The following is a 19,644-nucleotide window of genomic DNA, read 5'->3' as shown; positions in this document are numbered from 1 at the left end:
TGGCAAAAATAAAAACAGGTTTTAGTATATACAACCTTTGAAGCTCTCGTGTCTTCTATTTTCAGATAATACAAACAACAAAAAATATTTATACCATATGATAAATTCTATTATTTTGCTTCTCACTTTTAGTATCATCTACATGATCATTATAGAAATTTTTACGATATTGTTCAGGCTAACCGGACTCCCCGAGGATAAAGCACGCTTTCAGGTAATCTCGCTATTAACACAATGCGGCTTTACAACTTCACAAAGCGAACCTATAACTATGTCGCAAAAAAGAAGGCAACTCGCCTTTATTGCAATACTTTTTGGCTATACTTTTTCACTAATTATTGTATCAACGCTCATAAATATATTTTTAGATATGTCTGCATCCGACATGAACACCTTTGTTGGGCTGAGTGCTATTTTTACTGTTGTATTCATTGTTATCTTTATTTTAATAAAACTAAAAAATGCCAATAGAATGTTTGACAAGTTTATTGATAAACTTTACATGCGGCTACGCAAACACCATATAAACCCAATCACAGTAATGGATATGTTAGGTTCAAATATTATTGCAAACGTTTATTTATCAAACCCAAGCGACTCAATTGTTAATATACCACTTAAAAATTCTGGGATAAGAAAAGACTTTGGCATACAAATTTTACTTATTGATAGAGACGGAGAAATATTAGAAAACATAGACGGAGAAACCTATTTGCTTCCCAACGATAACGTAATTGTTTTAGGTAAGGAAAAATCTATTTTACAGTTTTTTGGACAAAAAGAATCTTAACATTTTATACTTACTAAAAAAATCAATAGCTTAAGCTAATAAAAAATATGTTTTTTCGTTAAAATGAAAGAGGCGTTAATTCAATAAAGTAAGTCTAACTCAATATAAAAATATTGCTTAATAAGTAAGCCACAAACAAATATTAAGCAAAAAATGGCGTGAGTATAACATATATTCCAACTCCAACAACCAAAACGCCTGCCAATTTACGCCCCCAAGTTGTGGCTACCTGCATACTTTTTGATGACAAAAGACGCTGGGCAAGGGCGACGGAGCTACCGGCGATTGCAATAGGTAAACAATGCCCAAGGGCAAACACGAAAAGTAAGATAATACCGTGCATGACTTGTTGTTGCACGCTGATAATCGCCAAAATAGGAGCAATAAAGCCAAAAGTGCAGGCACCTGAAATTATGCCATAACTAAGCCCAAGCACTAACGCCCCGATATATCCACGCAAAAATAATTTACCTTTACTAAACGAGGGTAAACGACAAGCAGAAACACCCATTAAATCTAGCCCTAAAATGACGAATAAGACGCCAACGGGAATAAAAAAATATGGGGATACATCGCCTAAAATGCGTCCCAAAACCCAACAAAGGCTACCCACTATTCCAATAGAAATAAAAAGCCCAAGACTGAAAAGCCCGGCATATCCAACAGCTTCTTTACCTTCAACAAGTTTATGCTGACCTGCGACATATCCTATCATTAAGGGAATTGAGGCGAGATGGCACGGACTCAGTAAAACGCTAATAAGACCCCATAAAAAGCTTCCGATAATAGCGAAACCTAAATGTCCCATCATCCAGCTATTTATAGTAATAAAAAATTGGTCAAACATATAATTTATCCACAACAGCAGGGAATATGATCTTTAAATATATCTCCAAAATAACTGATAGCCTTTGAAGGGCAAAGTTCTTGACAACCTCGACAATTTGTAATGCAACCTTCTGGATAAATTACAACAGGACGTGTTTTAGTTTGATCATACACTCCATGTTTACACTTTTCTAAACATGCACCACACTCAGTACAGAGTTGATTATTTATTTCAGGATACCATACTTTAGACATCTTGTGTTCCTATATTTAATATTTATTTCAATTGGTTTTGATGAATTGATGTTTTAGTTAAGATCTTTAATTTATCTAAAAAATTAAGAGTCAAGACGAGAACAGCCTTAACAAAAGTGCTATAAAGCCAGTCATGACAATGAAAAATAAATATATTTTTTGTATCAAGAAAATATTGTCTAGGGTTATTTTTCAACTTATTATAATATTTTTCTTGAGCAATGTTTTTTATAAATGGAGAGTAACTCAATAATATTGTTGTAAAATATTAGAAAAATCAATCTGGTTAAGAAGTCATTCGTAACTTTTTATTTTCTGATAAAAGAGCATTTATTAGCTTTCTTTCTAAATATGTTACTTGGCTATAGATTAGCTTTTTCCAAGTATCACTTGTGCCATGTTGAATTGGATTTATAGTTAATCCTGCCATGTCTAGTAACATATCATCAGTTACAGGCATTAATAACGCTGCATGTTTAAGCATATCAAAATAATTAAGCTTATTTATTTCTTCTAAAGAAGAAAAAACAGGTTTCCTTTCTTCTTTTTTTGCACCCCAGACAACAGTTTGAGGATTAGCACCCATTAAAGTGCAATAAGAAAATTCCGGGTGTTTATCATGGATTGCAAAAACTGTTTTAAATACGTCTCCATGCCACGGTTTACCAGATATGCAAGCTTGAGCTCTGGATTCAAGAGAAAAGCTCATGTCTGGTATAGCACTATAAGGATCACAAGGAACTGTATCATCTATTATCCAAATAGTGTTCTCATGACTATATTTCAAACTATTTTCAAAATCTCGAAAAGATTGTTCAAAGGTATGTAAACCATCAATAAAAATTATATCAAAGGTAATTTTTTCATCATTATTATTTTTAAAAATACTTGGCAGTTCTAAAGAATTTTCCGCTAAAGAATTAAAAAAATCATCAGAAGTAACAGGAAAAAATTTTATATTATCTGTTGCATATTGTTGATGTTCAAACTGAAAGTTGGGGTCAACAGCTACTTTATATGGCATATCAACGTTTAAAAAAGTATCGCCAGTACATACCCCAATTTCTAAGTATTTTATAGCGTCATAGCGTTCAGATAGCGTGTGAATACGTACTGTCGAGTGGCTTTTGTTTTTGTTTGGTATATGTTCAGCTTGCATTATATGATCCTTTTAATATGTTTTTATTATTAATGCTTTTTACATAATCGAAAAATAACTCAATATTGTCGTTAAGTAAAGCCGGAACAGTCGTTTTTACGTTGTCTTCGTCCCAATTCCGCCATGCTATTTAGTAGCTTTTCTATTGTTTCTTTATTAAAAAGATAGGCTCTTCCCCAATTAAGACAAAAAAATTAGTAGATATTTTGGATATATTGTCAAAAAACAATATCCTTTAAACAAATAATTTAAGTTTTGTCATTCTGCGATAAAATAAAGCAGGATTACCGCCAATAGCATACGGTTTAACGTCTTTTGTTACTAATAAATTTACTTCTATCACTGCACGATTGCCAATATTAATCCCAGACAAAATAGTAACATTTTGCTTAATCTAAACATTATTTCCAATAACAACATCTACTCTAGATGTTGGGAGTCCTAATATAGCTTCTGCATTCCAAGTATATTTTAATTGAGTAGCGTATCTAGCTGTTTTTTAATATCTTCTTCAGACATAAAACCTTCATGCCTAGTGATTTCTTTACCCGTTTTATCATAAAAAATTTGAGTAGGAATGAGCTTAATGCCAAACTTATTTGCTTCTGTTGGATTTTTCCATACATCAATAAAAACTATGGCGGCCTTGCCTTCATATTCAGAGCGAAGTTTTACTAAAATAGGTGCCATCATTTTACATGGAATGCAGGCATCAGCCCCAAGATCAATCATGGTTACAGTATTTGGAACAGGTAAAAGCTCTGATTCGGCATAAGCTAAACCGGAAAAAACAAAAAGAGAAAAAAATACTGACATTATCATACATTGCAAACGCATAAACATAAAAACCCCTCTGTGAATTACCTGTTAATTACTTGGCAATTACCCTGTTAATTATTCTGTTAAGTAATGGTTAAATCTAATAAAATAAAATGCTGTCATTCATCTTGTATTAAAACTCAAAGCTATCTTTAAAGAGAGGCTGAGTGTTGCCCCCAGTTTTTCTTAAGCCATAAAGCAACATGCACTAACATAATCAGCACAGGTACTTCGACTAAAGGGCCAATAACCGCTACAAACGCCTCGCCAGAGTTGATTCCAAATACGGCAATCGCTACGGCAATCGCTAATTCAAAGTTATTAGAAGCGGCAGTAAAAGCGAGAGTAACTGATTGTTCGTAATTAGCACCAACTCGCTTAGAAAAGAAAAATGAAACTACAAACATGATCATAAAATAAATGAATAATGGTAAGGCGACTCTTAAAACATCAAAAGGCAACTGAACAATATATTCACCTTTAAATGAAAACATTACTAAAATAGTAAATAAAAGAGCTCGCAGAGTCCAAGGGCTAACTCTAGGAATAAACTCACGTTCATACCATTCTACGCCTTTTAGTTTAATACCAATAAAGCGTGAGAGCATACCGCCAAAAAATGGGATACCCAGATAAATTAATACACTTTTTGCGATTTCAAGCATTTTAATATCAACAACAGCACCACCAAGCCCAAAAACACCGGGTAATACCGTAATAAAAACATAAGCGTATAAAGTAAATGTAATCACCTGAAATAATGAGTTAAAAGCTACTAAACCGGCACAATATTCTCTATCGCCGCCCGCTAAATCATTCCAAACAATGACCATAGCGATACATCTGGCAAGACCAATTAAAATAAGCCCAACCATATAGCTGTTGTGTCCGGGTAAAAAAATAATCGCAAGCAAAAACATTAAAACAGGACCAATAATCCAGTTTTGGATAAGGGATAGTGCTAAAATTCTTTTATTAGCGAATACCTTTCCCAGTTCTTCATATTTTACCTTAGCGAGAGGCGGATACATCATGACAATAAGCCCAATGGCTATGGGAATATTGGTAGTTCCTACTTGAAAAGAATTAATAATATCTTTTACGTTAGGCATACTCCAACCGAGTAAAACCCCAATCCCCATCGCCAAAAAGATCCATAAAGTTAAATATCTGTCTAAAAAAGAAAGTCGCTGTAAAGGTGTCGTTACCATGGTCTTATCACCCTGTATTCATTGGTGTTTTAATTGTCTTGGTTTAATAATTAATATTAAACTATGTGTTTAAAATATGCTCCAATATTTCAACACTATTTGAAATAAGTCAAGCTTTTTCACTTAAAAGCGATGTATAATGAAAATAATCATGCTCTTGTATAACTATAAAAGCATACTAGCGATGCATTAATATATTAGCAGGTTGTTTATGTGTATGTGATTAATATGTTTATTGTCATTTACAAAAAAATAATTTGTGGTTAGTTCTATATTAAAATATATAGCTTTTTATTTGTTGAACTTTTGAGAGGTATATTAAATATGAGCAATATTTATTACTCTGAACGCAAACTTGCGAGCCGTAGTGAAAAATTTTATTTAAATTTTTGGATTGTTTTTTATCGTATCCTTGGCTTTTTACGCCCATGTACTTGGAAATCAAAAACTATTACTACAGAAAATATTAATAAACTTTTAAGCTTACCCGCTGTATTTCTTTCTGTAAATCCATGCTTAGCACCTTTTAATACTTTTGCCATACGCTCTCAAGAAATGTGGTATGAACATGCTGATCTGGGAAAAGTATTTATCCCCCGCAATATTATGCTCAGTAATGCCCAACACATACATGAGGCAACAGAACTTTGTTATATTGTTCAGATTGATAACGAATTTGAACTACGCTCTTGGCCTGGGATAAATATGCGCGTAGACGCACCTGACAAAAAAACAACTTATCCTGTTACTATGAAATCTGCACAAATCAAAGCAGAAAAAAGTTTTGAAGCTCTTTTAATCAGAAATGGTATTTTGCCCGCTCCCGAAGGAGAAAATCGTTATTTTGAATTAGAAGGAACTTGGAGTATATTAGAAGAAAACGGCGGAACAAAACGCCCAAAACTACCAGTATATATTAAATTTGCAGGCAGAGAAAACCCAACTCCTAAAACCCCATTAAAAGAAGAAGACATAAGGCATTTTTTATCTCTTTTACAAGCTCAACTACCTGAAAAAAATATTGCTGATATTCTTGAAGCAGCGAACACGCCAGACGAATTTTTTGATAACAATTACGAATACCTAGAAGAATATGGCTTTGACAAGCCAGAATCCAACATGTATTGGCATATTTTTCTTAATACTTTGATTAAAAAAGATATTTTGCATTATCTCGAACATAATGAACCTAAAGAAGAAATTGCGGCTCATTTATCTGAAATGATAAGAGATAAAAACTTAGGCTTAAGCGAAAAATACGACAAGATAAACGAAGGAGAAGAAGGTTTTGATGAAGAGGAGTTGACGAGTGATGTCTTGTTAAATTTCGAAAACGAATTAAAAGAACACGGGTTAGCACTGTTAAATATTGACACAGAAGGTGATTATTACGCTGTTTTTATTGTGCCAATAGAAGATGTTGAAGCTGTAACAACTGTAGCAAAACATTGTGGTTTTACAGTTCTGCTACCTAGTCAAAGTTAATCAAAAGTAGCTGGTTAGCTAAATAAATATTGTGCTTGAAATTAGATTCGTCATTCTTCTATAAACATTTATGAAAATTAAATTATAAGGGCGATCAAAAAACTTAAGCCAAGCGTTTTGCCCACTTAACGATTTCATACCATAATACAGAGACAGCCGCAATTCCGAAAGCAAAAAGCACTTGTGTGATTGACAGAGCTGAAAACCCTAAGGCTTTATGTAGCGGAGTGTATAAAAAAACCAATAACGCACACAAGGTAAGTACATTCACCGCCCACATAACTTTATCTTTAATCAGGCGTTTTATCGAAACAAAAATAGAATCATAGTTAGAACTATTAACTTGTACTAAAAACAAATTCGCAAGGATAATAATGCTAATGCCCATTGTGCGTGCTAAGGGAGCATCTTTTGGTTCTTGTGATAAAACATATAAATAAGTTCCAAAAGAGGCTATAAAAATAACTGCTCCTTGTATAACGCTTTTGAGTAATGTTTTTAAATTTAATAATTTGTCATTAAAATTGCGTGGTTTACGATCCATTATATTAGCTTCGGCGGGTTGACGTTCTAAAACAATAGAGCAAGTAGGGTCAATAATAAACTCCATAATAACAATATGCAAAGGAAGGAACAAAACATAGCTAGGCATTATGCCTAAAAGAGGTGCAAATAAAGCGGCGGCGGCTATTGGAATATGAATAGTAAAAATATATCCCACCGCTTTTTGAATATTATCATAAATACGTCGCCCGTCTTTAATCGTATCTACAATAGTAGAAAAGTTATCGTCCATTAAAATAATATCCGCCGCTTCTCTGGCGACTTCTGAACCACGCTTGCCCATAGCTATGCCTATATCTGCATATTTTAACGCTGGGGCATCATTTACGCCATCACCGGTCATAGCAACAATTTCGTTGTTATCTTTTAAGGCACGTACTATACGCATTTTATGTTCCGGAATCACACGAGAAAAGATATTGATAGTTTTAACTTTTTCACGCAGTTCAACATCAGTCATTTGTTCCAGCATATCACCGGTGATAATATTTTGACTATTTAACATGCCAATTTTTTTCGCAATAGTAGATGCGGTTATTCCATTATCTCCGGTTATCATGATAATACGAATGCCGGCTTTGTTACAAAGGGCAATATCATTTTTAATCGTTTCTCTTGGTGGGTCAACAAGCCCTATTAAACCACAAAAAGTTAGTGTGCAATCTGTTATTGAGGGTGGTATTTCTGTTTCGTTTTTTAATTTAGTGGTCGCTACGGCAATCACTCTTAAACCTTGTTCACTCATTTTAAGAAGCTGACTTTCTACATTTTGGCGTTCTTTTTCTGTTAATTGACAAATAGTGAGGATACGCTCAGGAGAACCTTTTGCGGCAATCAATATTTCATTGTCTCGTCGCCAAACATGCCCCATCATCTTAAGTGAATTAGTAAAAGCATATTCAAAAATAAGTTCACCTGTAAAAAGCTGGCTGGTAGAAATTCCAAGTTTTTCACAATAAGCAAGCATGGCCTTTTCCATAGGGTCATAAGTGTCTACTTCGCAACCAAGCCCCATTATTTCCGCCAACTCTTGATCATTATTATTCATTGCCCAAGTCGTTTGCACTGTCATTTGATTGAGTGTGATTGTGCCTGTTTTATCGACGCATAAAACCGAAATAGCCCCTAAAGTTTCAACCGCCGGGAGCTGACGTATTAAAGATTGTTTTTTTGCTAACCTCCAAGCCCCCATTGAAAGAAAAACTGTTAGGACAACAGGAAATTCTTCTGGTATCATCGCTATTGCTATGGTAATCCCAGAAAGAATGCTGTCTATCAGCCTATATTTCAAAATACTTTCTTCTAAGTTAAACCAAGTAACAATACTGACTAAAAAGAATAAAACAAAAGCAATAATAGCAGAAAACTTAACTAGCCCACCGATTTGTTTTTGAAGCGGGGTTGGTTCATCAGGGGCGTTGCCAACTTCTGTTCCAATTTTTCCATATTCTGTACTCACTCCAATTTTATCAACTTGCACAAAAGCTGTTCCTTGAGAAACCAAAGTTCCGGCATAACAATAATCTTTACGCCAATAATCATTAGCATGAGCATTATTTGCAATAGAGTTATTGCTAAAAGTTGCTTGAGTTTTTTTATCGAGCAATATCTTTGACTGTTCAGGCTCAGGGCTAATTGTAGTCTTCCAAACACCTTCTGATTCGCCAGTGAGAGATGATTCGTCAACGCATAAATCGTTGCATTTAATTATAAAGCCATCAGCCGGAATTTTAACACCTTCGTGAATAATCATAATATCACCGGGTACAAGATCGGTACTGGCGATTGTTATTTCCGTTGCGTCCCTGATTACAATAATATGTGGTGCTGATAACTCTTTAAGGGCATTTAAAGTTTTATCCGTTTTCCATTCTTGAATAATTGCTATACTAATTATCCCGACAACAGAAAGAAGCATGATAATACCGTCTGTAGGCTCACCTAAGATGAAATAAATACTGGCAGCAACAATTAACAATAAAAACATGGGTTCGCTAAGAATATGGAGTATTTTTTTAAAAAAACTGGTGCGTTTTTCTATACTTAATTCATTCTTACCATATTGTTCTTGGAGCTTTTGGGCTTCTATCGCAGTCAAACCTTTAAAATCAACGCGGTTATTTGTCATAAAATCACCCTGCACAGTATTTATTAAACATGAACTAAAAAATTTAAAGGACATTAGGCTGGCTTTGCCTGCCGGTGGATTTTGAGAAGCTTGCGTGGCTTCGGGGGTATAACCCTCGAAAAATATATTGCAAAAAGATGTTTGCATAGTCTAAAAAGTTATTATTTTATTAGCTATATAAATATCTATTTAAAAAACATAATAAAAGATTATCAGAGAGCCTACAGGTAGACAAGAAATACCTAAAGATGTTTTATTTTTTACATTATTCAATAAAATATATACAAAAAAGACTAAATCAAAATCATTGCATGAGTTATATATTTTTCATTGTGTCGCAGGAAAACTTAGCTTATGCGTGTGGTTAGAGCGTCTTCTTGGAACCCCATTAATACAATTACATACGATAGATAAAACAAAAGCTAACCAAGTTTAAACCACAGGGGCTATTTATCTTGGTTAGCTTTTTAAATAACAGTTCAAGACCATTGCAAAACTCCGTTTTGCGTGTCTTTTGGAGTGCCTTCATGTAAGGAAGATACTTTGAGCCTATTGTGCAATAGTCTCAGTTCGTTAAAATAACTAAAGCTTATAAAACAGTGATTATTATTTATAATGCACAGGGTTATTTTTTAGCCTTTTTTAAACTCTCCAATCAGGTCTTCTAATTTATTAATTTGTTTTGACAAACCTTCAACGGCATGACGCACTTCGTACATAGCGTCGGCTGTATCCATCGCAGTCATATTAATATCAGAAACAGAACGGTTAATCGCTTCACTTGTCGTTGACTGTTGTTCGCTGGCGGTTGCGATTGCCCTTGATTGATCGGCAGTATTGTCAATCAATTTTACAATCTCAGATAAAGCGACCCCTGAGTCTTCAACAGATTTTGAGACATCATTAATCGTTACTGTTGTTTGTTCCACACGACTGATACTGTGGCTTGTACTTTCTTGGATTGATTTAATGGCTTTGGCAACATCAGCTGTGGAGTGCATAGTTTTTTCAGCTAACTTACGCACTTCATCGGCAACAACCGCAAAGCCCCTTCCGGCTTCGCCGGCTCTGGCGGCTTCTATCGCCGCATTAAGAGCCAAAAGGTTGGTCTGATCAGCAATATCTGAAATAACGCCCATAATTTGATTGATTGCCGTAGTATGTGAGTTTAAAATGTCCATATCTTTTTTAAGATTAAGAGACTGTTCTTGTAAACGCACCATTAACGCCGAAACATTCGCCACGGTATTTGCACCGCTTAAGGCCTTTTCTCTGGCATTGGCAGCAACAGTCGAAGCATCTTCGGAATTATGAGCGATCTCCAAAACAGAAGAGTTCATTTCTTCCATTGCCGTTGCGGTTTCTGCCACCAATTCGGTTTGCCTTTTTGTGCCTGCTTCTGACCTGAAAATTTGAGAAACTAAAGCTTCAGAAAGTTCACCAATATCTGAAACTATTTGATCAAGATGAACGGCAGCCGTCTGCATTCCTTCTGCTTTAGCACGTTCAGCGGCTTTTTTCGCCTCTTCTGCTTGAGCAAGGAAACGCTTTGCTTCTTCACTTTCTTTAACTGCCAAGGCGGTGGCTTCACTTGCCATTTTTTTATTTTTTTCAATATTATCCGCCGCTTCGTTTAACGAAAGAACCAAAGGATACATAGAAGCACTTGAATCAGGGTCTAAACGCTCAACTAAACCATCACTCCCAAGCTTGGCAGAAAACGCAATACACGCTCTCATCGCTTTAAGGTCGCTTCGGGTGATAAAATAACCAACAGCGTAAATCAAAAATGTTGAAAATAAAAATGTAATGATTGCAATGCGTTTATGCATTTTTAATTTTTGAGACGTATGTTTTTGAATTGCCAGATAACGCTCGCTCATCAATTTATCTAAAGTGCTAAAATCCGCCCTAAAGGCGTTAGCAAAAGGAGTCGCCTCTTTTTCATAAATTTTATAAATATTATGACGCTCATTAATCGGAGTTTGTTCAAGTTTTCGTATAATGTCTTCACCACTACCGATAAACTTCGTAGCCGAGTCTCTTGCTTTACGAATAACCCCTAATGTATTGTTATCAAAGGGCGTTTGTTCAAGCCTGTCAAAACGTGCTCTGTTTTCTCTTGCCAGCTCTTGTAATTTGGTCAGATTTTTTTGCAAATCACCGCCTAACATGCTATCTCTGGTTAAACGGCTTATATAGTTAATATCACGAGATATTTCTAAAGTCGCAATTTTTCCCGCCGTATCAACTTGAAATAATTTTTCATTATCATCACTAATATCATTTACTGCAAAAATAAACAGCAACGCGGTAACACCAAGTGCAAAAGCACCAACAGAAAGAGTAAAAAGAAATTTTCCGGTTAAACCAAAGCGATACATAGAACCTCCGTACTTAAGTAAAAATAATTACACGCTACAAGCACCAAGAAATCACTCTATTTCCTAATTATCATAATAATTCTATACGCTTTCATATTAGTCGTCAATTAAAACCAAGAAAAAAAAGAGTATATATTTTAGACAGTAAACAAAAAAAAATACTCAAAATATCTTAAATGCCTTAAATAATATAGAAACAAAAATATAGAAGATGCTGAAGAAAATATAAGCCCTAGTCTTTTAATTGTTTTGATTTTAAATTAAAAGATTTTACAAGGTGCAAGTATAAATATAATATTGAGGAGGCTCAAAGTGGCTTTCGTCAGAAAGACACTCCCAAAACTACGAATAAAGAACGCAAAACAGAGTTTTGCAATGGTCTTATATTGTTACAAAACTAAGCCACGAGATTAAAATATGACTAAAAGTGTAAAAATAGCCGACGACTGGTATAAGCTTTTAAAAGATGAATTTGAAAAACCCTATTTTTTAAAACTTAAAGAATTTGTGCGTAATGAATATTCCACAAATAAAATTTTTCCGAGTGGTAAAAATATTTTCAGAGCCTTTGACTTATGCCCTGTTGATACTCTCAAAGTGGTAATCATCGGACAAGACCCTTATCACGGCGAAGGTCAAGCAAACGGGTTATGCTTTTCCGTTTCAGACAAAACACCGCTTCCCCCATCTTTAATCAATATTTTTAAAGAAGTCGTCGCCTGTGGATATTCGCAACCTAAAAGCGGAGACCTCGAACCTTGGGCAAAGCAAGGGGTACTTATGTTAAATTCCGTTTTAACGGTAAGAGCCCATAGCGCCGCCTCTCACGCCGGAAAAGGCTGGGAGCTTTTTACAGATGCAGTCATTGCCAAGCTAAACGAAAATAAAACAGGTTTGGTCTATATGCTTTGGGGGGCTTACGCACAAAAAAAAGCAAGCCTTGTAAACGCCTCAAAAAACCTTATTTTAAAAGCGGCTCACCCTTCTCCGCTTTCTGCTTTTAGAGGCTTTTTGGGCTGTAAACATTTTAGCGAGGCAAACAGCTATTTATCTCAACCGATAAATTGGTAAAATTACGCTAACGGTTTGAGTAAACAGCAAAGATTAATCACGAACAAAAAGCTTTTTGAAACCACTAAAAATTTATTCACCCAAGTTAATCAAGTTAACCAAGTTAACCAAGTTCATTAAGCCCATCAAGCTCATCAAGTGAAGTAAAACAAACACAGTTGCGCCCCTTTGCCTTAGCCTGATAAAGTGCCTTATCGGCTGCTTTAACGCCATTTCGCAAAAGCTGTTCTATACTACAATTTGCAGAGGTAGATTCTTCACAAAGATCCACCACACCAAGACTCACCCTAAGCGGAATTATTGTTCCATCAGACAGAGTAAAGGGATTATTTTCTATTGTTGTTCTAATACGTTCTGCCGCTTTTACGCCTTGTTCTTTATCCACATCGGCAAACAAAAAAATAAATTCCTCTCCGCCAAAACGTCCCATAATGTCTGATTGGCGAAGGCAGGGCAAGCTGTTGTCAACAATAGATTTAAGAGCTTTATCCCCTTCAGTATGTCCGTAGTTATCATTAATTGCTTTAAAATAATCTATATCAAGCATACAGATACAGCTACTACGCCCACCACTTAACGAGTGTTTCAATTTCGCAATGGCCAAAGAAAAAAACGAACGCCTGTTTAAAGCCCCGGTCAAGGGGTCGTGTTGAGCCAAATATTTATAATTCGCTTCGCTTTTTTTCAATTCCTGAATGGCAATGCTACGCTTACGGGCTTCTTCTTGTAAAGAGATTGCAAGATTAAGCAAAGACTCTTCTTTTTCTTTAAGAATATCAATTGTGGTTGCAAGTTGAACGACCATACTGTTAAACGCGTCAGAAAAATCGCCCATAAAACTAACACGTTGGGAATAATCACCTTTTTCAACCTGTTGAACCTTCCAAACCAAATGACGTAAATTAGCTTGTAATGCCTTTAAAGATCCGGCTAAAAAACCACGCACAACAATAGGCTGAGACATTTCACCCTTAGCAAACGACTCAACAGAGTCCCTAACGCCCAAAGCTGTTTCATGAAAACGAAGAAAACGGTCATCATGAGCATATTCATCGGGAATTTGAGGCGTAACGGGAGAGTTTAACAGCTGTTCCACATATCCGAGAACTTTATAAACATCATCAGAAAGCAATTTATCGTCCATGCCGACTTATTTTTCTCCTTGAGCAGAAAAACGACAGGTTCTTCCCCCAATACACCAACAGTCGATTTCACGTACAGTAAAAGGTTTACCCGTGTGTGATTCTAAAATTCCCTGGATAAAGCCTTCGTCATAAACGCAAATCTGTTCATTGGAATCAGGCAAACCCGAACAATCAAGGTCTTCATCAACGCTTAAAGTAAAACTCAAGTTATCAATATTTACGTTTTCAACACGGAAAATACCTATACCCAAGCTTTTAAATTGCTCTTCTATTTGTTTAACAAGTTCAGGCACATCGGCACACTTGCTACAAAATTTGTTATAAAACTCTTTGCCCGCCAAATTGCCGGCTTTACGAAAAAGTTCGTCTGTTTGTTCAACGCCGTAAGTGCTTGCAAGCACATCACGCAAAGTATATTGCAACAGCCTATAAACTTCAATTCTCGTATAAGGTCCAAGACTAGGACGTGCGGAATAAATATTTTCGCCTATCAAATCCCATGAAAAAGTATATTTTTTGTTTATCATTTTTTCCTCTCAACTCCCTTTAATCGACTATAAAAAAACACTAAAAAATTATTTAACCTCAAAATTGTTTGAAACACGCCCAACCAGAGCTTCAGACGGAGTTAAGACGCCTTCTCCCTCTTCCCACGCCGCCGGACAAACGTGATGAGGGTTTTTATAAACGTAGGTATAAGCCTTCATCTTGCGTAAAAGTTCGGTCGCATTTCTTCCAACATTATAATAATTAATCTCGGAACCCACCAAAATACCCTCAGGGTTTATAATAAACGTTCCTCTTAGTGCTGTTCCGGCGTCAGAATCATAAACGCCAAAATAACTGGCAATTTCTCCGGTTGGGTCTGCACCCATTTGGAATTTTATATCATGCAAAAGCTCTTCGGCTTTATACCAAGCAAGATGTGAAAATTTAGTATCTGTAGACATAGACACAACTTCCACATTATTTTTTTGCAACTCACCATAACAAGAAGAAATATCATAAAGCTCAGTCGGGCAAACAAAGGTGAAGTCAGCAGGATAGAAAAAGAGAACAAGCCACTTTTGAGCTAAAACATACTCAGAAAAACTATGTTCTTCAAATTTATCAACATCAGGATTATAAGAACTAAATTTAAAATTTTTAATCAAAGTTCCAAGCTGTAAGCCACTGGAAGTGCAAGTATTAATATTGACCATTTCAAACCTCATTAGCTAAAAGCATAACATAATAAATTAGAGTAATCTATTTTTCTCAGAGATACAAGAAAAAAGAATTCAACAAACATTAGCTAAAAAATATAACTCACTAAAAACATTATGCATATAAAGATTTTTTGGCAGATTCCGCCTCTTGTTCCAAACGAAATTTCATTTCCGCAGAAATATTTAAACTTGAGGCAAGACCATCTAGATAGCTACGCTCCATAAAGTGGTCAACATCAACAATTAGACAAGAGATTTTATATATATCATAAGCCTCTTCCTGATTTGTAATTTTTGAAGCAATAGACGCAGGGTCAAGAGGCTTGTTTAATAAACTTTCGAGTATGGCACTTTGCTCTTGTCCGGGATACAACTTTTCCAAGGTGTCATAAATTCTGCTTTTTTCTTCATCATCAATATGTCCGTCGGCTCTCGCCGCAAACACCATCGCTTCAACCAATACATCTGCGGTTTGAGAGGCTGGTTGTGCTACGGGAGGATTAACGCCTGATTGAACCGGTAAAGGCGTTTGATTTTGCACATTGCCATTATCTGAACCTTTTTGAGACCATTTTTGATAAAATTGCCATGCAACAGCACCAACGGCAGCCGTTCCGCCAACAACCAAAGCACCTTTCGCTACTTTTTTTGCTGTTTTTCCAGAAACAAGAACTCCGAGTAAACCGCCCAAAGCCCCGGCTCCGAGTAAGCCACCAAGGTTATTGCCTCCAAGCATGTCTTTTACACCGCTAGCACCGCTATTGCTCATATTTCCTATAGTTTCCTGTGCTTTTGTTGTTATATCTTTTAAAGCCGGGTTATTAAGAATAGTGTCAAAAATGTTACTCATTATTTTGCTCCTTATTTTAAGAATATTATATTTTACAGTATGTGTTGATTACTGCTCTGTCAAGTACGCCCATGTTTTGCTCTCAAGCTAATACAAAATAAAACCATCACTATTTTTATCCTTGTCTTGAGACTATTGCACAATAAGCTCAAAGTGGATTGCGTCAGACAGACACTCCAAAAATCATGAATAAAGCCACTAGTCTGGCTTTGCCTGCGAGTGGCTTTGGGGGCTTCGGGGGTATCCCTCGAAACGATATGACACTAGGCGGGCTTTGCCTGCGAGTGGCTTTGGGGGAACAAGGAAAAATTAATTTCCCTGTAAAATTAGTGGGTTTTGCAATGGTCTTATCTTAATATAAAGCAAGATGGCTTGACACAAACACAATCAAATAGCATACTAGAAAATATTTACATAAAACACCTCTTAACACGCCAAGATATCTGTAAATAACACATACTCATCAAAATCATCTTACTACATTTGAGATCAAAAGGACTCTACGTTTATGAAGCACCTATATTCTACAATGAAAGCTCGCCATAGGCTCCAGTGGCTTTACGCCTCGGTAACTATCATAATTCTCGCCCTTGGCTGGAAGTTTCCAATTTTGGGTTATTTGGTTCTTGTGGCTATTACGGGCGGAATAATTTCCGGTTTTATTGCCGGTCGTTGGTTTTGCGGAAACCTTTGTCCGAGAGGCGGTTTTCTTGAACGCATAATCAGCCTTTATAGCCCGAACAAACCCGTTCCTCTTTGGTTTAAATCTACAAAAGTGCGTATAGGCGTTATCATTTTTCTCTTTTTTATGATTGGCCTAAACGGAAGTCGAGACCCGTTAAATTGGGAACATTGGGGTTATGTTTTTTGGCTGATCTGTTTTGTAACCACAGTCTTCGGTGCAATTGTAGCATTTTTTTGGAATGCCAGAGCATGGTGTTGCATTTGTCCAACAGGAACCATTCAAAGCTTTCTCGGTGGCGACAAATATCACCTCGAGGTTGATAAAGACGTCTGTATAAGCTGTAAAAAATGTGAAAAAGCCTGCCCCATGCACCTCTCAATTATTCAGGGAAAAACCAAAAACTCTCTGCCACATACTCTTTTTTCAAAAGACTGCCTGCGTTGTAGCGAATGTGAAGCAATTTGCCCCGTTCAAACCTTACACTTTGAAAAAGGGAAATTAAAAATTAAAGAAAACACCAATATCGAGACAAAACCCAAAAATTAACAGTGCTTTTTCACTTCAAAAAAACACTTGTTTTACCTCAATGTAAATCTTATTGTTTACTTTTTAAAAGATAAATTTTATCAGATTTTATCTTTTACTTAAGTTGAGGTTTTTATATGAAATATAAGATTGTTTTATTGATCATGCTCTTCCTTGTTATTTTCCAAGGCAATGCGTATGCCGTTGACCCTAAAAACAAAAACGATCTTGCAACGGAAAGCGTAATATGTGCATCTTACGCCACAATTGTGGAAACTTGTTTAAAAGAAAGAGGCAACCCAATTCTCTCAAAACAATATGGTGATTTGGCAAATTTATTGTTTAGCGTCAGCACTTCTCTTTCTAACGAAAAAATCACAAAAAAACGTTTTGAACAGTATAATCAAGAGATTATGAAGCTTATAGGCGGAAGGTGTGAAGACGTTACAAGAGCAATCAGTAAATATGACACTCAATGCCTCACCCTAGCCAAAAACGTTATAAAATACAGCAAAAAATAAAGAGTCTATAACGTGTTTAAAACTTTTGGCAAATATTCCGTCATAACCGTCTTGATTGTTTTAATAACTTATTTTTTACTCGCTTTTATCTTGACCTTTATTACTTATAACTCCGATAAAAAAAATCAAACAGTTCTAGAAAGTTCCAATCAAGAAGCAATAAAAATCTATCTGCTCGATAACGGCTTTCATCTAGATTTGGTTTTGCCGTGCTTAGTTGAAACAAACAACTCTGATCAGACTGAACTAATTAATTTAATTGATATTTTTTCAGGGACAAACCCCAATAATTTAAGCCAAAAAGAATTAAAAATTTTACAAGAACAAGATTTATTGTCTGATTATTTTTGTCAATATTTAATCATTGGTTGGGGACAAAAAGATATTTTCATGAAAGAAAGTAGCTTAAGCGAAATTCCTCTTTGGGATTTATTCAAGGTTGTTTTTGCCAACTCAGAAGCCGTGATTAGAGTTTACGAATTGGAATATACTCCAAAAGGCTTACAAGAACTTTATTTAAGCAAAGATGAATATATAAAGCTTATAAATTTTATAAAAGCTTCACTCAAATATGATAACGACAATAAACCCGTATTTTTGGAAAAAACAAAAAGCGGTGCAAACTTTTACCAAAGCTCGCTCTCTTATAATTCCATATATACCTGTAACCACTGGATAAATTTATCTTTAGCAAATGCCGGCGTCAAAGTTCCTCTTTGGAGTCCTTTTATTTACGGAATAAAACATCAGCTAACAAACTAAAATAATTAAGCTTAATCAACTATAAACAGTTCAATAAAATAGTTACACGGAATTATCTTCTATTGAGATTATTGCACAATAGTCTCAAAGTGGCTTTCGCTAGAAAGACACTCCTAAAAACACGAATAAGGAAAATTTAATTTTCCTGTAAAATGAGTGATTTTTTGTGTTTTAATTCGTTTTATGCTATGTGTATAAAGAATAAAACGATAAAAAAAAGCACGCAAAACGGAGTTTTGCAATGGTCTTCTCTTGTTATTTTCAAAGTAAAATTTTATAATCAAACAATAAGGCAACAAATCAAATTTTTACTTACGTTAATTTAAAAAGCCATAACTATTAAAAAGCAGGTAAACCGCCTTGGACAAAAGCTTAGAAAATTTAATCGCCGAAAGTCAAAAGATTGTATTTTTTGGTGGAGCCGGCGTTTCTACTGAAAGCGGAATTCCCGATTTTCGTAGCGTTGACGGTTTGTACAGTCAAAAATACAAATATCCTCCGGAAAAAATACTTTCCCACAGTTTTTTTATGGATAATACTCAAGAATTTTATGAATTTTATAAAAACAAAATGATCTGTCTGACTGCAAAACCCAATCAGGCCCATCTTGCCCTTGCCACTTTAGAAAAGCTCAACAAACTCACCGCAGTAATTACTCAAAACATAGATGGTCTTCATCAACTTGGCGGAGCTGAAAACGTTTTTGAGTTGCACGGTTCGGTTCAAAGAAATTACTGTATGCGATGCAACAAATTTTATGATGTGAATTTTATTTTGAACAGCCTTGATATTCCAAGGTGTGAGTGTGGCGGAATTATTAAACCCGATGTTGTGTTATATGAAGAAAGCCTTGACGACGGCGTGGTTAGCTCTGCGATTAAACATATCAAAAACGCAGATATGCTGATTATTGGCGGAACTTCTTTGGGTGTTTATCCCGCCGCCGGACTGATCGACTATTATCATGGGAATAAGCTCGTTCTGATTAATAAATCTTCTACCCCCATTGACGCTCAAGCCAACCTTGTTATTAATGACAGCATAGGAAAAATTTTGGGTGAAGCCGTTACAAGTTACCTTGAAAATCAGGCTCACAGATAATTCCCGATAAGTCCTGATAAGTGCTGACAAGTCTTGATAAGCCCTAAAACAGAATACTACCCCGACAAAACCTGTTTGGGCTATAGCAAGTATATGCTTAAAACCTTGTTTTGAAAGAAACAGCGAAAATCATGGTGTAGGTTACTCCTTAAA

General features: G+C 35.6%; 19 protein-coding genes and 1 pseudogene. 8 read left to right on the top strand and 12 right to left on the bottom strand.

Annotated features, from left to right (window positions below; all coding sequences use genetic code 11):
- Nucleotides 1-142: 142 nt before the first annotated feature.
- A complete protein-coding gene (locus BT999_RS07630; protein ID WP_178139333.1) occupies nt 143-790 on the top strand; it encodes a TrkA C-terminal domain-containing protein in 648 nt (215 codons plus the stop codon).
- A gap of 142 nt (nt 791-932) precedes the next feature.
- Here BT999_RS07630 and BT999_RS07625 read toward each other — a convergent pair whose 3' ends face one another.
- The 6 genes and pseudogenes from BT999_RS07625 to arsB all read right to left on the bottom strand — a co-directional run bounded on the left by BT999_RS07625 (nt 933) and on the right by arsB (nt 5,062).
- A complete protein-coding gene (locus tag BT999_RS07625; RefSeq protein ID WP_072697189.1) occupies nt 933-1,637 on the bottom strand; it encodes a cytochrome c biogenesis CcdA family protein in 705 nt (234 codons plus the stop codon).
- A gap of 5 nt (nt 1,638-1,642) precedes the next feature.
- The gene (locus BT999_RS07620) at nt 1,643-1,873 is read right to left on the bottom strand and encodes an ATP-binding protein (RefSeq protein WP_072697188.1); all 231 of its coding nucleotides are present in this window, start codon (nt 1,871-1,873) and stop codon (nt 1,643-1,645) included.
- 286 nt (nt 1,874-2,159) lie between these two features.
- Nucleotides 2,160-3,032, bottom strand: coding sequence for a class I SAM-dependent methyltransferase (locus BT999_RS07610; protein ID WP_072697186.1), 873 nt, complete (start codon nt 3,030-3,032; stop codon nt 2,160-2,162).
- Nucleotides 3,033-3,309: 277 nt separating this feature from the next.
- Nucleotides 3,310-3,453, bottom strand: a pseudogene (locus BT999_RS12655) (chloramphenicol acetyltransferase); the annotation flags it as partial.
- A gap of 50 nt (nt 3,454-3,503) precedes the next feature.
- Nucleotides 3,504-3,875 (bottom strand): thioredoxin family protein, encoded by a 372-nt coding sequence (locus BT999_RS07605; RefSeq protein ID WP_342741871.1) that lies wholly within the window; start codon nt 3,873-3,875, stop codon nt 3,504-3,506.
- A gap of 128 nt (nt 3,876-4,003) precedes the next feature.
- On the bottom strand, nt 4,004-5,062 hold the full coding sequence (gene arsB, locus BT999_RS07600; RefSeq protein ID WP_072697185.1) for an ACR3 family arsenite efflux transporter: 1,059 nt from the start codon (nt 5,060-5,062) through the stop codon (nt 4,004-4,006).
- Between the two features lie 324 nt (nt 5,063-5,386).
- Here arsB and BT999_RS07595 point away from each other — a divergent pair, with 324 nt between their 5' ends.
- Nucleotides 5,387-6,547: a DUF6630 family protein gene (locus BT999_RS07595; RefSeq protein WP_072697184.1), complete on the top strand. Its 1,161-nt coding sequence runs from the start codon at nt 5,387-5,389 to the stop codon at nt 6,545-6,547.
- Between the two features lie 103 nt (nt 6,548-6,650).
- Here BT999_RS07595 and BT999_RS07590 read toward each other — a convergent pair whose 3' ends face one another.
- Nucleotides 6,651-9,239: a cation-translocating P-type ATPase gene (locus BT999_RS07590; RefSeq protein ID WP_072697242.1), complete on the bottom strand. Its 2,589-nt coding sequence runs from the start codon at nt 9,237-9,239 to the stop codon at nt 6,651-6,653.
- Between the two features lie 632 nt (nt 9,240-9,871).
- Nucleotides 9,872-11,623, bottom strand: a complete 1,752-nt coding sequence (locus BT999_RS07585) for a methyl-accepting chemotaxis protein (RefSeq protein ID WP_072697183.1) — start codon at nt 11,621-11,623, stop codon at nt 9,872-9,874.
- A gap of 417 nt (nt 11,624-12,040) precedes the next feature.
- Here BT999_RS07585 and ung point away from each other — a divergent pair, with 417 nt between their 5' ends.
- Nucleotides 12,041-12,694: a uracil-DNA glycosylase gene (gene ung, locus BT999_RS07580; protein WP_072697182.1), complete on the top strand. Its 654-nt coding sequence runs from the start codon at nt 12,041-12,043 to the stop codon at nt 12,692-12,694.
- A 103-nt stretch (nt 12,695-12,797) separates the two neighbouring features.
- Here the strand turns inward: ung and BT999_RS07575 are convergent, their stop codons facing one another.
- The 4 genes from BT999_RS07575 to BT999_RS07560 form a co-directional block, all read right to left on the bottom strand.
- On the bottom strand, nt 12,798-13,838 hold the full coding sequence (locus BT999_RS07575) for a sensor domain-containing diguanylate cyclase (RefSeq protein WP_072697181.1): 1,041 nt from the start codon (nt 13,836-13,838) through the stop codon (nt 12,798-12,800).
- 6 nt (nt 13,839-13,844) lie between these two features.
- Nucleotides 13,845-14,366 (bottom strand): V4R domain-containing protein, encoded by a 522-nt coding sequence (locus BT999_RS07570; protein ID WP_072697180.1) that lies wholly within the window; start codon nt 14,364-14,366, stop codon nt 13,845-13,847.
- Between the two features lie 48 nt (nt 14,367-14,414).
- Nucleotides 14,415-15,041, bottom strand: coding sequence for a peroxiredoxin (locus BT999_RS07565; protein ID WP_072697179.1), 627 nt, complete (start codon nt 15,039-15,041; stop codon nt 14,415-14,417).
- Between the two features lie 118 nt (nt 15,042-15,159).
- A complete protein-coding gene (locus BT999_RS07560) occupies nt 15,160-15,897 on the bottom strand; it encodes a tellurite resistance TerB family protein (protein ID WP_084650641.1) in 738 nt (245 codons plus the stop codon).
- A gap of 185 nt (nt 15,898-16,082) precedes the next feature.
- On the opposite strand from BT999_RS07560, the gene BT999_RS12525 reads away from it, so the two are divergent.
- From BT999_RS12525 to BT999_RS07540, 5 genes are all read left to right on the top strand, one after another.
- Complete coding sequence (locus BT999_RS12525; protein WP_178139332.1) at nt 16,083-16,253, top strand: hypothetical protein; 171 nt, start codon at nt 16,083-16,085, stop codon at nt 16,251-16,253.
- 152 nt (nt 16,254-16,405) lie between these two features.
- Nucleotides 16,406-17,128 (top strand): 4Fe-4S binding protein, encoded by a 723-nt coding sequence (locus tag BT999_RS07555; protein WP_084650640.1) that lies wholly within the window; start codon nt 16,406-16,408, stop codon nt 17,126-17,128.
- Between the two features lie 116 nt (nt 17,129-17,244).
- Nucleotides 17,245-17,628, top strand: coding sequence for a hypothetical protein (locus tag BT999_RS07550; RefSeq protein ID WP_072697178.1), 384 nt, complete (start codon nt 17,245-17,247; stop codon nt 17,626-17,628).
- A 12-nt stretch (nt 17,629-17,640) separates the two neighbouring features.
- Nucleotides 17,641-18,390, top strand: coding sequence for a DUF2459 domain-containing protein (locus tag BT999_RS07545; protein ID WP_072697177.1), 750 nt, complete (start codon nt 17,641-17,643; stop codon nt 18,388-18,390).
- A gap of 360 nt (nt 18,391-18,750) precedes the next feature.
- On the top strand, nt 18,751-19,491 hold the full coding sequence (locus BT999_RS07540; protein ID WP_072697176.1) for an NAD-dependent protein deacylase: 741 nt from the start codon (nt 18,751-18,753) through the stop codon (nt 19,489-19,491).
- Nucleotides 19,492-19,644 lie beyond the last annotated feature (153 nt).

Source organism: Desulfovibrio litoralis DSM 11393 (genome assembly GCF_900143255.1).
Classification (GTDB): Bacteria; Desulfobacterota; Desulfovibrionia; order Desulfovibrionales; family Desulfovibrionaceae; genus Frigididesulfovibrio_A; species Frigididesulfovibrio_A litoralis.
Note: the sequence above shows the minus strand (reverse complement) of the source record. Positions and strands in the feature narration are given on the sequence as shown.

Coding starts and splice junctions, on each gene's coding strand:
- BT999_RS07630 (WP_178139333.1), top strand. CDS start 143: ATGATCATTATAGAAATTTTTACGATATTGTTCAGGCTAACCGGACTC.
- BT999_RS07625 (WP_072697189.1), bottom strand. CDS start 1,637: ATGTTTGACCAATTTTTTATTACTATAAATAGCTGGATGATGGGACAT.
- BT999_RS07620 (WP_072697188.1), bottom strand. CDS start 1,873: ATGTCTAAAGTATGGTATCCTGAAATAAATAATCAACTCTGTACTGAG.
- BT999_RS07610 (WP_072697186.1), bottom strand. CDS start 3,032: ATGCAAGCTGAACATATACCAAACAAAAACAAAAGCCACTCGACAGTA.
- BT999_RS07605 (WP_342741871.1), bottom strand. CDS start 3,875: ATGTTTATGCGTTTGCAATGTATGATAATGTCAGTATTTTTTTCTCTT.
- arsB (WP_072697185.1), bottom strand. CDS start 5,062: ATGGTAACGACACCTTTACAGCGACTTTCTTTTTTAGACAGATATTTA.
- BT999_RS07595 (WP_072697184.1), top strand. CDS start 5,387: ATGAGCAATATTTATTACTCTGAACGCAAACTTGCGAGCCGTAGTGAA.
- BT999_RS07590 (WP_072697242.1), bottom strand. CDS start 9,239: ATGACAAATAACCGCGTTGATTTTAAAGGTTTGACTGCGATAGAAGCC.
- BT999_RS07585 (WP_072697183.1), bottom strand. CDS start 11,623: ATGTATCGCTTTGGTTTAACCGGAAAATTTCTTTTTACTCTTTCTGTT.
- ung (WP_072697182.1), top strand. CDS start 12,041: ATGACTAAAAGTGTAAAAATAGCCGACGACTGGTATAAGCTTTTAAAA.
- BT999_RS07575 (WP_072697181.1), bottom strand. CDS start 13,838: ATGGACGATAAATTGCTTTCTGATGATGTTTATAAAGTTCTCGGATAT.
- BT999_RS07570 (WP_072697180.1), bottom strand. CDS start 14,366: ATGATAAACAAAAAATATACTTTTTCATGGGATTTGATAGGCGAAAAT.
- BT999_RS07565 (WP_072697179.1), bottom strand. CDS start 15,041: ATGGTCAATATTAATACTTGCACTTCCAGTGGCTTACAGCTTGGAACT.
- BT999_RS07560 (WP_084650641.1), bottom strand. CDS start 15,897: ATGAGTAACATTTTTGACACTATTCTTAATAACCCGGCTTTAAAAGAT.
- BT999_RS12525 (WP_178139332.1), top strand. CDS start 16,083: ATGAATAAAGCCACTAGTCTGGCTTTGCCTGCGAGTGGCTTTGGGGGC.
- BT999_RS07555 (WP_084650640.1), top strand. CDS start 16,406: ATGAAGCACCTATATTCTACAATGAAAGCTCGCCATAGGCTCCAGTGG.
- BT999_RS07550 (WP_072697178.1), top strand. CDS start 17,245: ATGAAATATAAGATTGTTTTATTGATCATGCTCTTCCTTGTTATTTTC.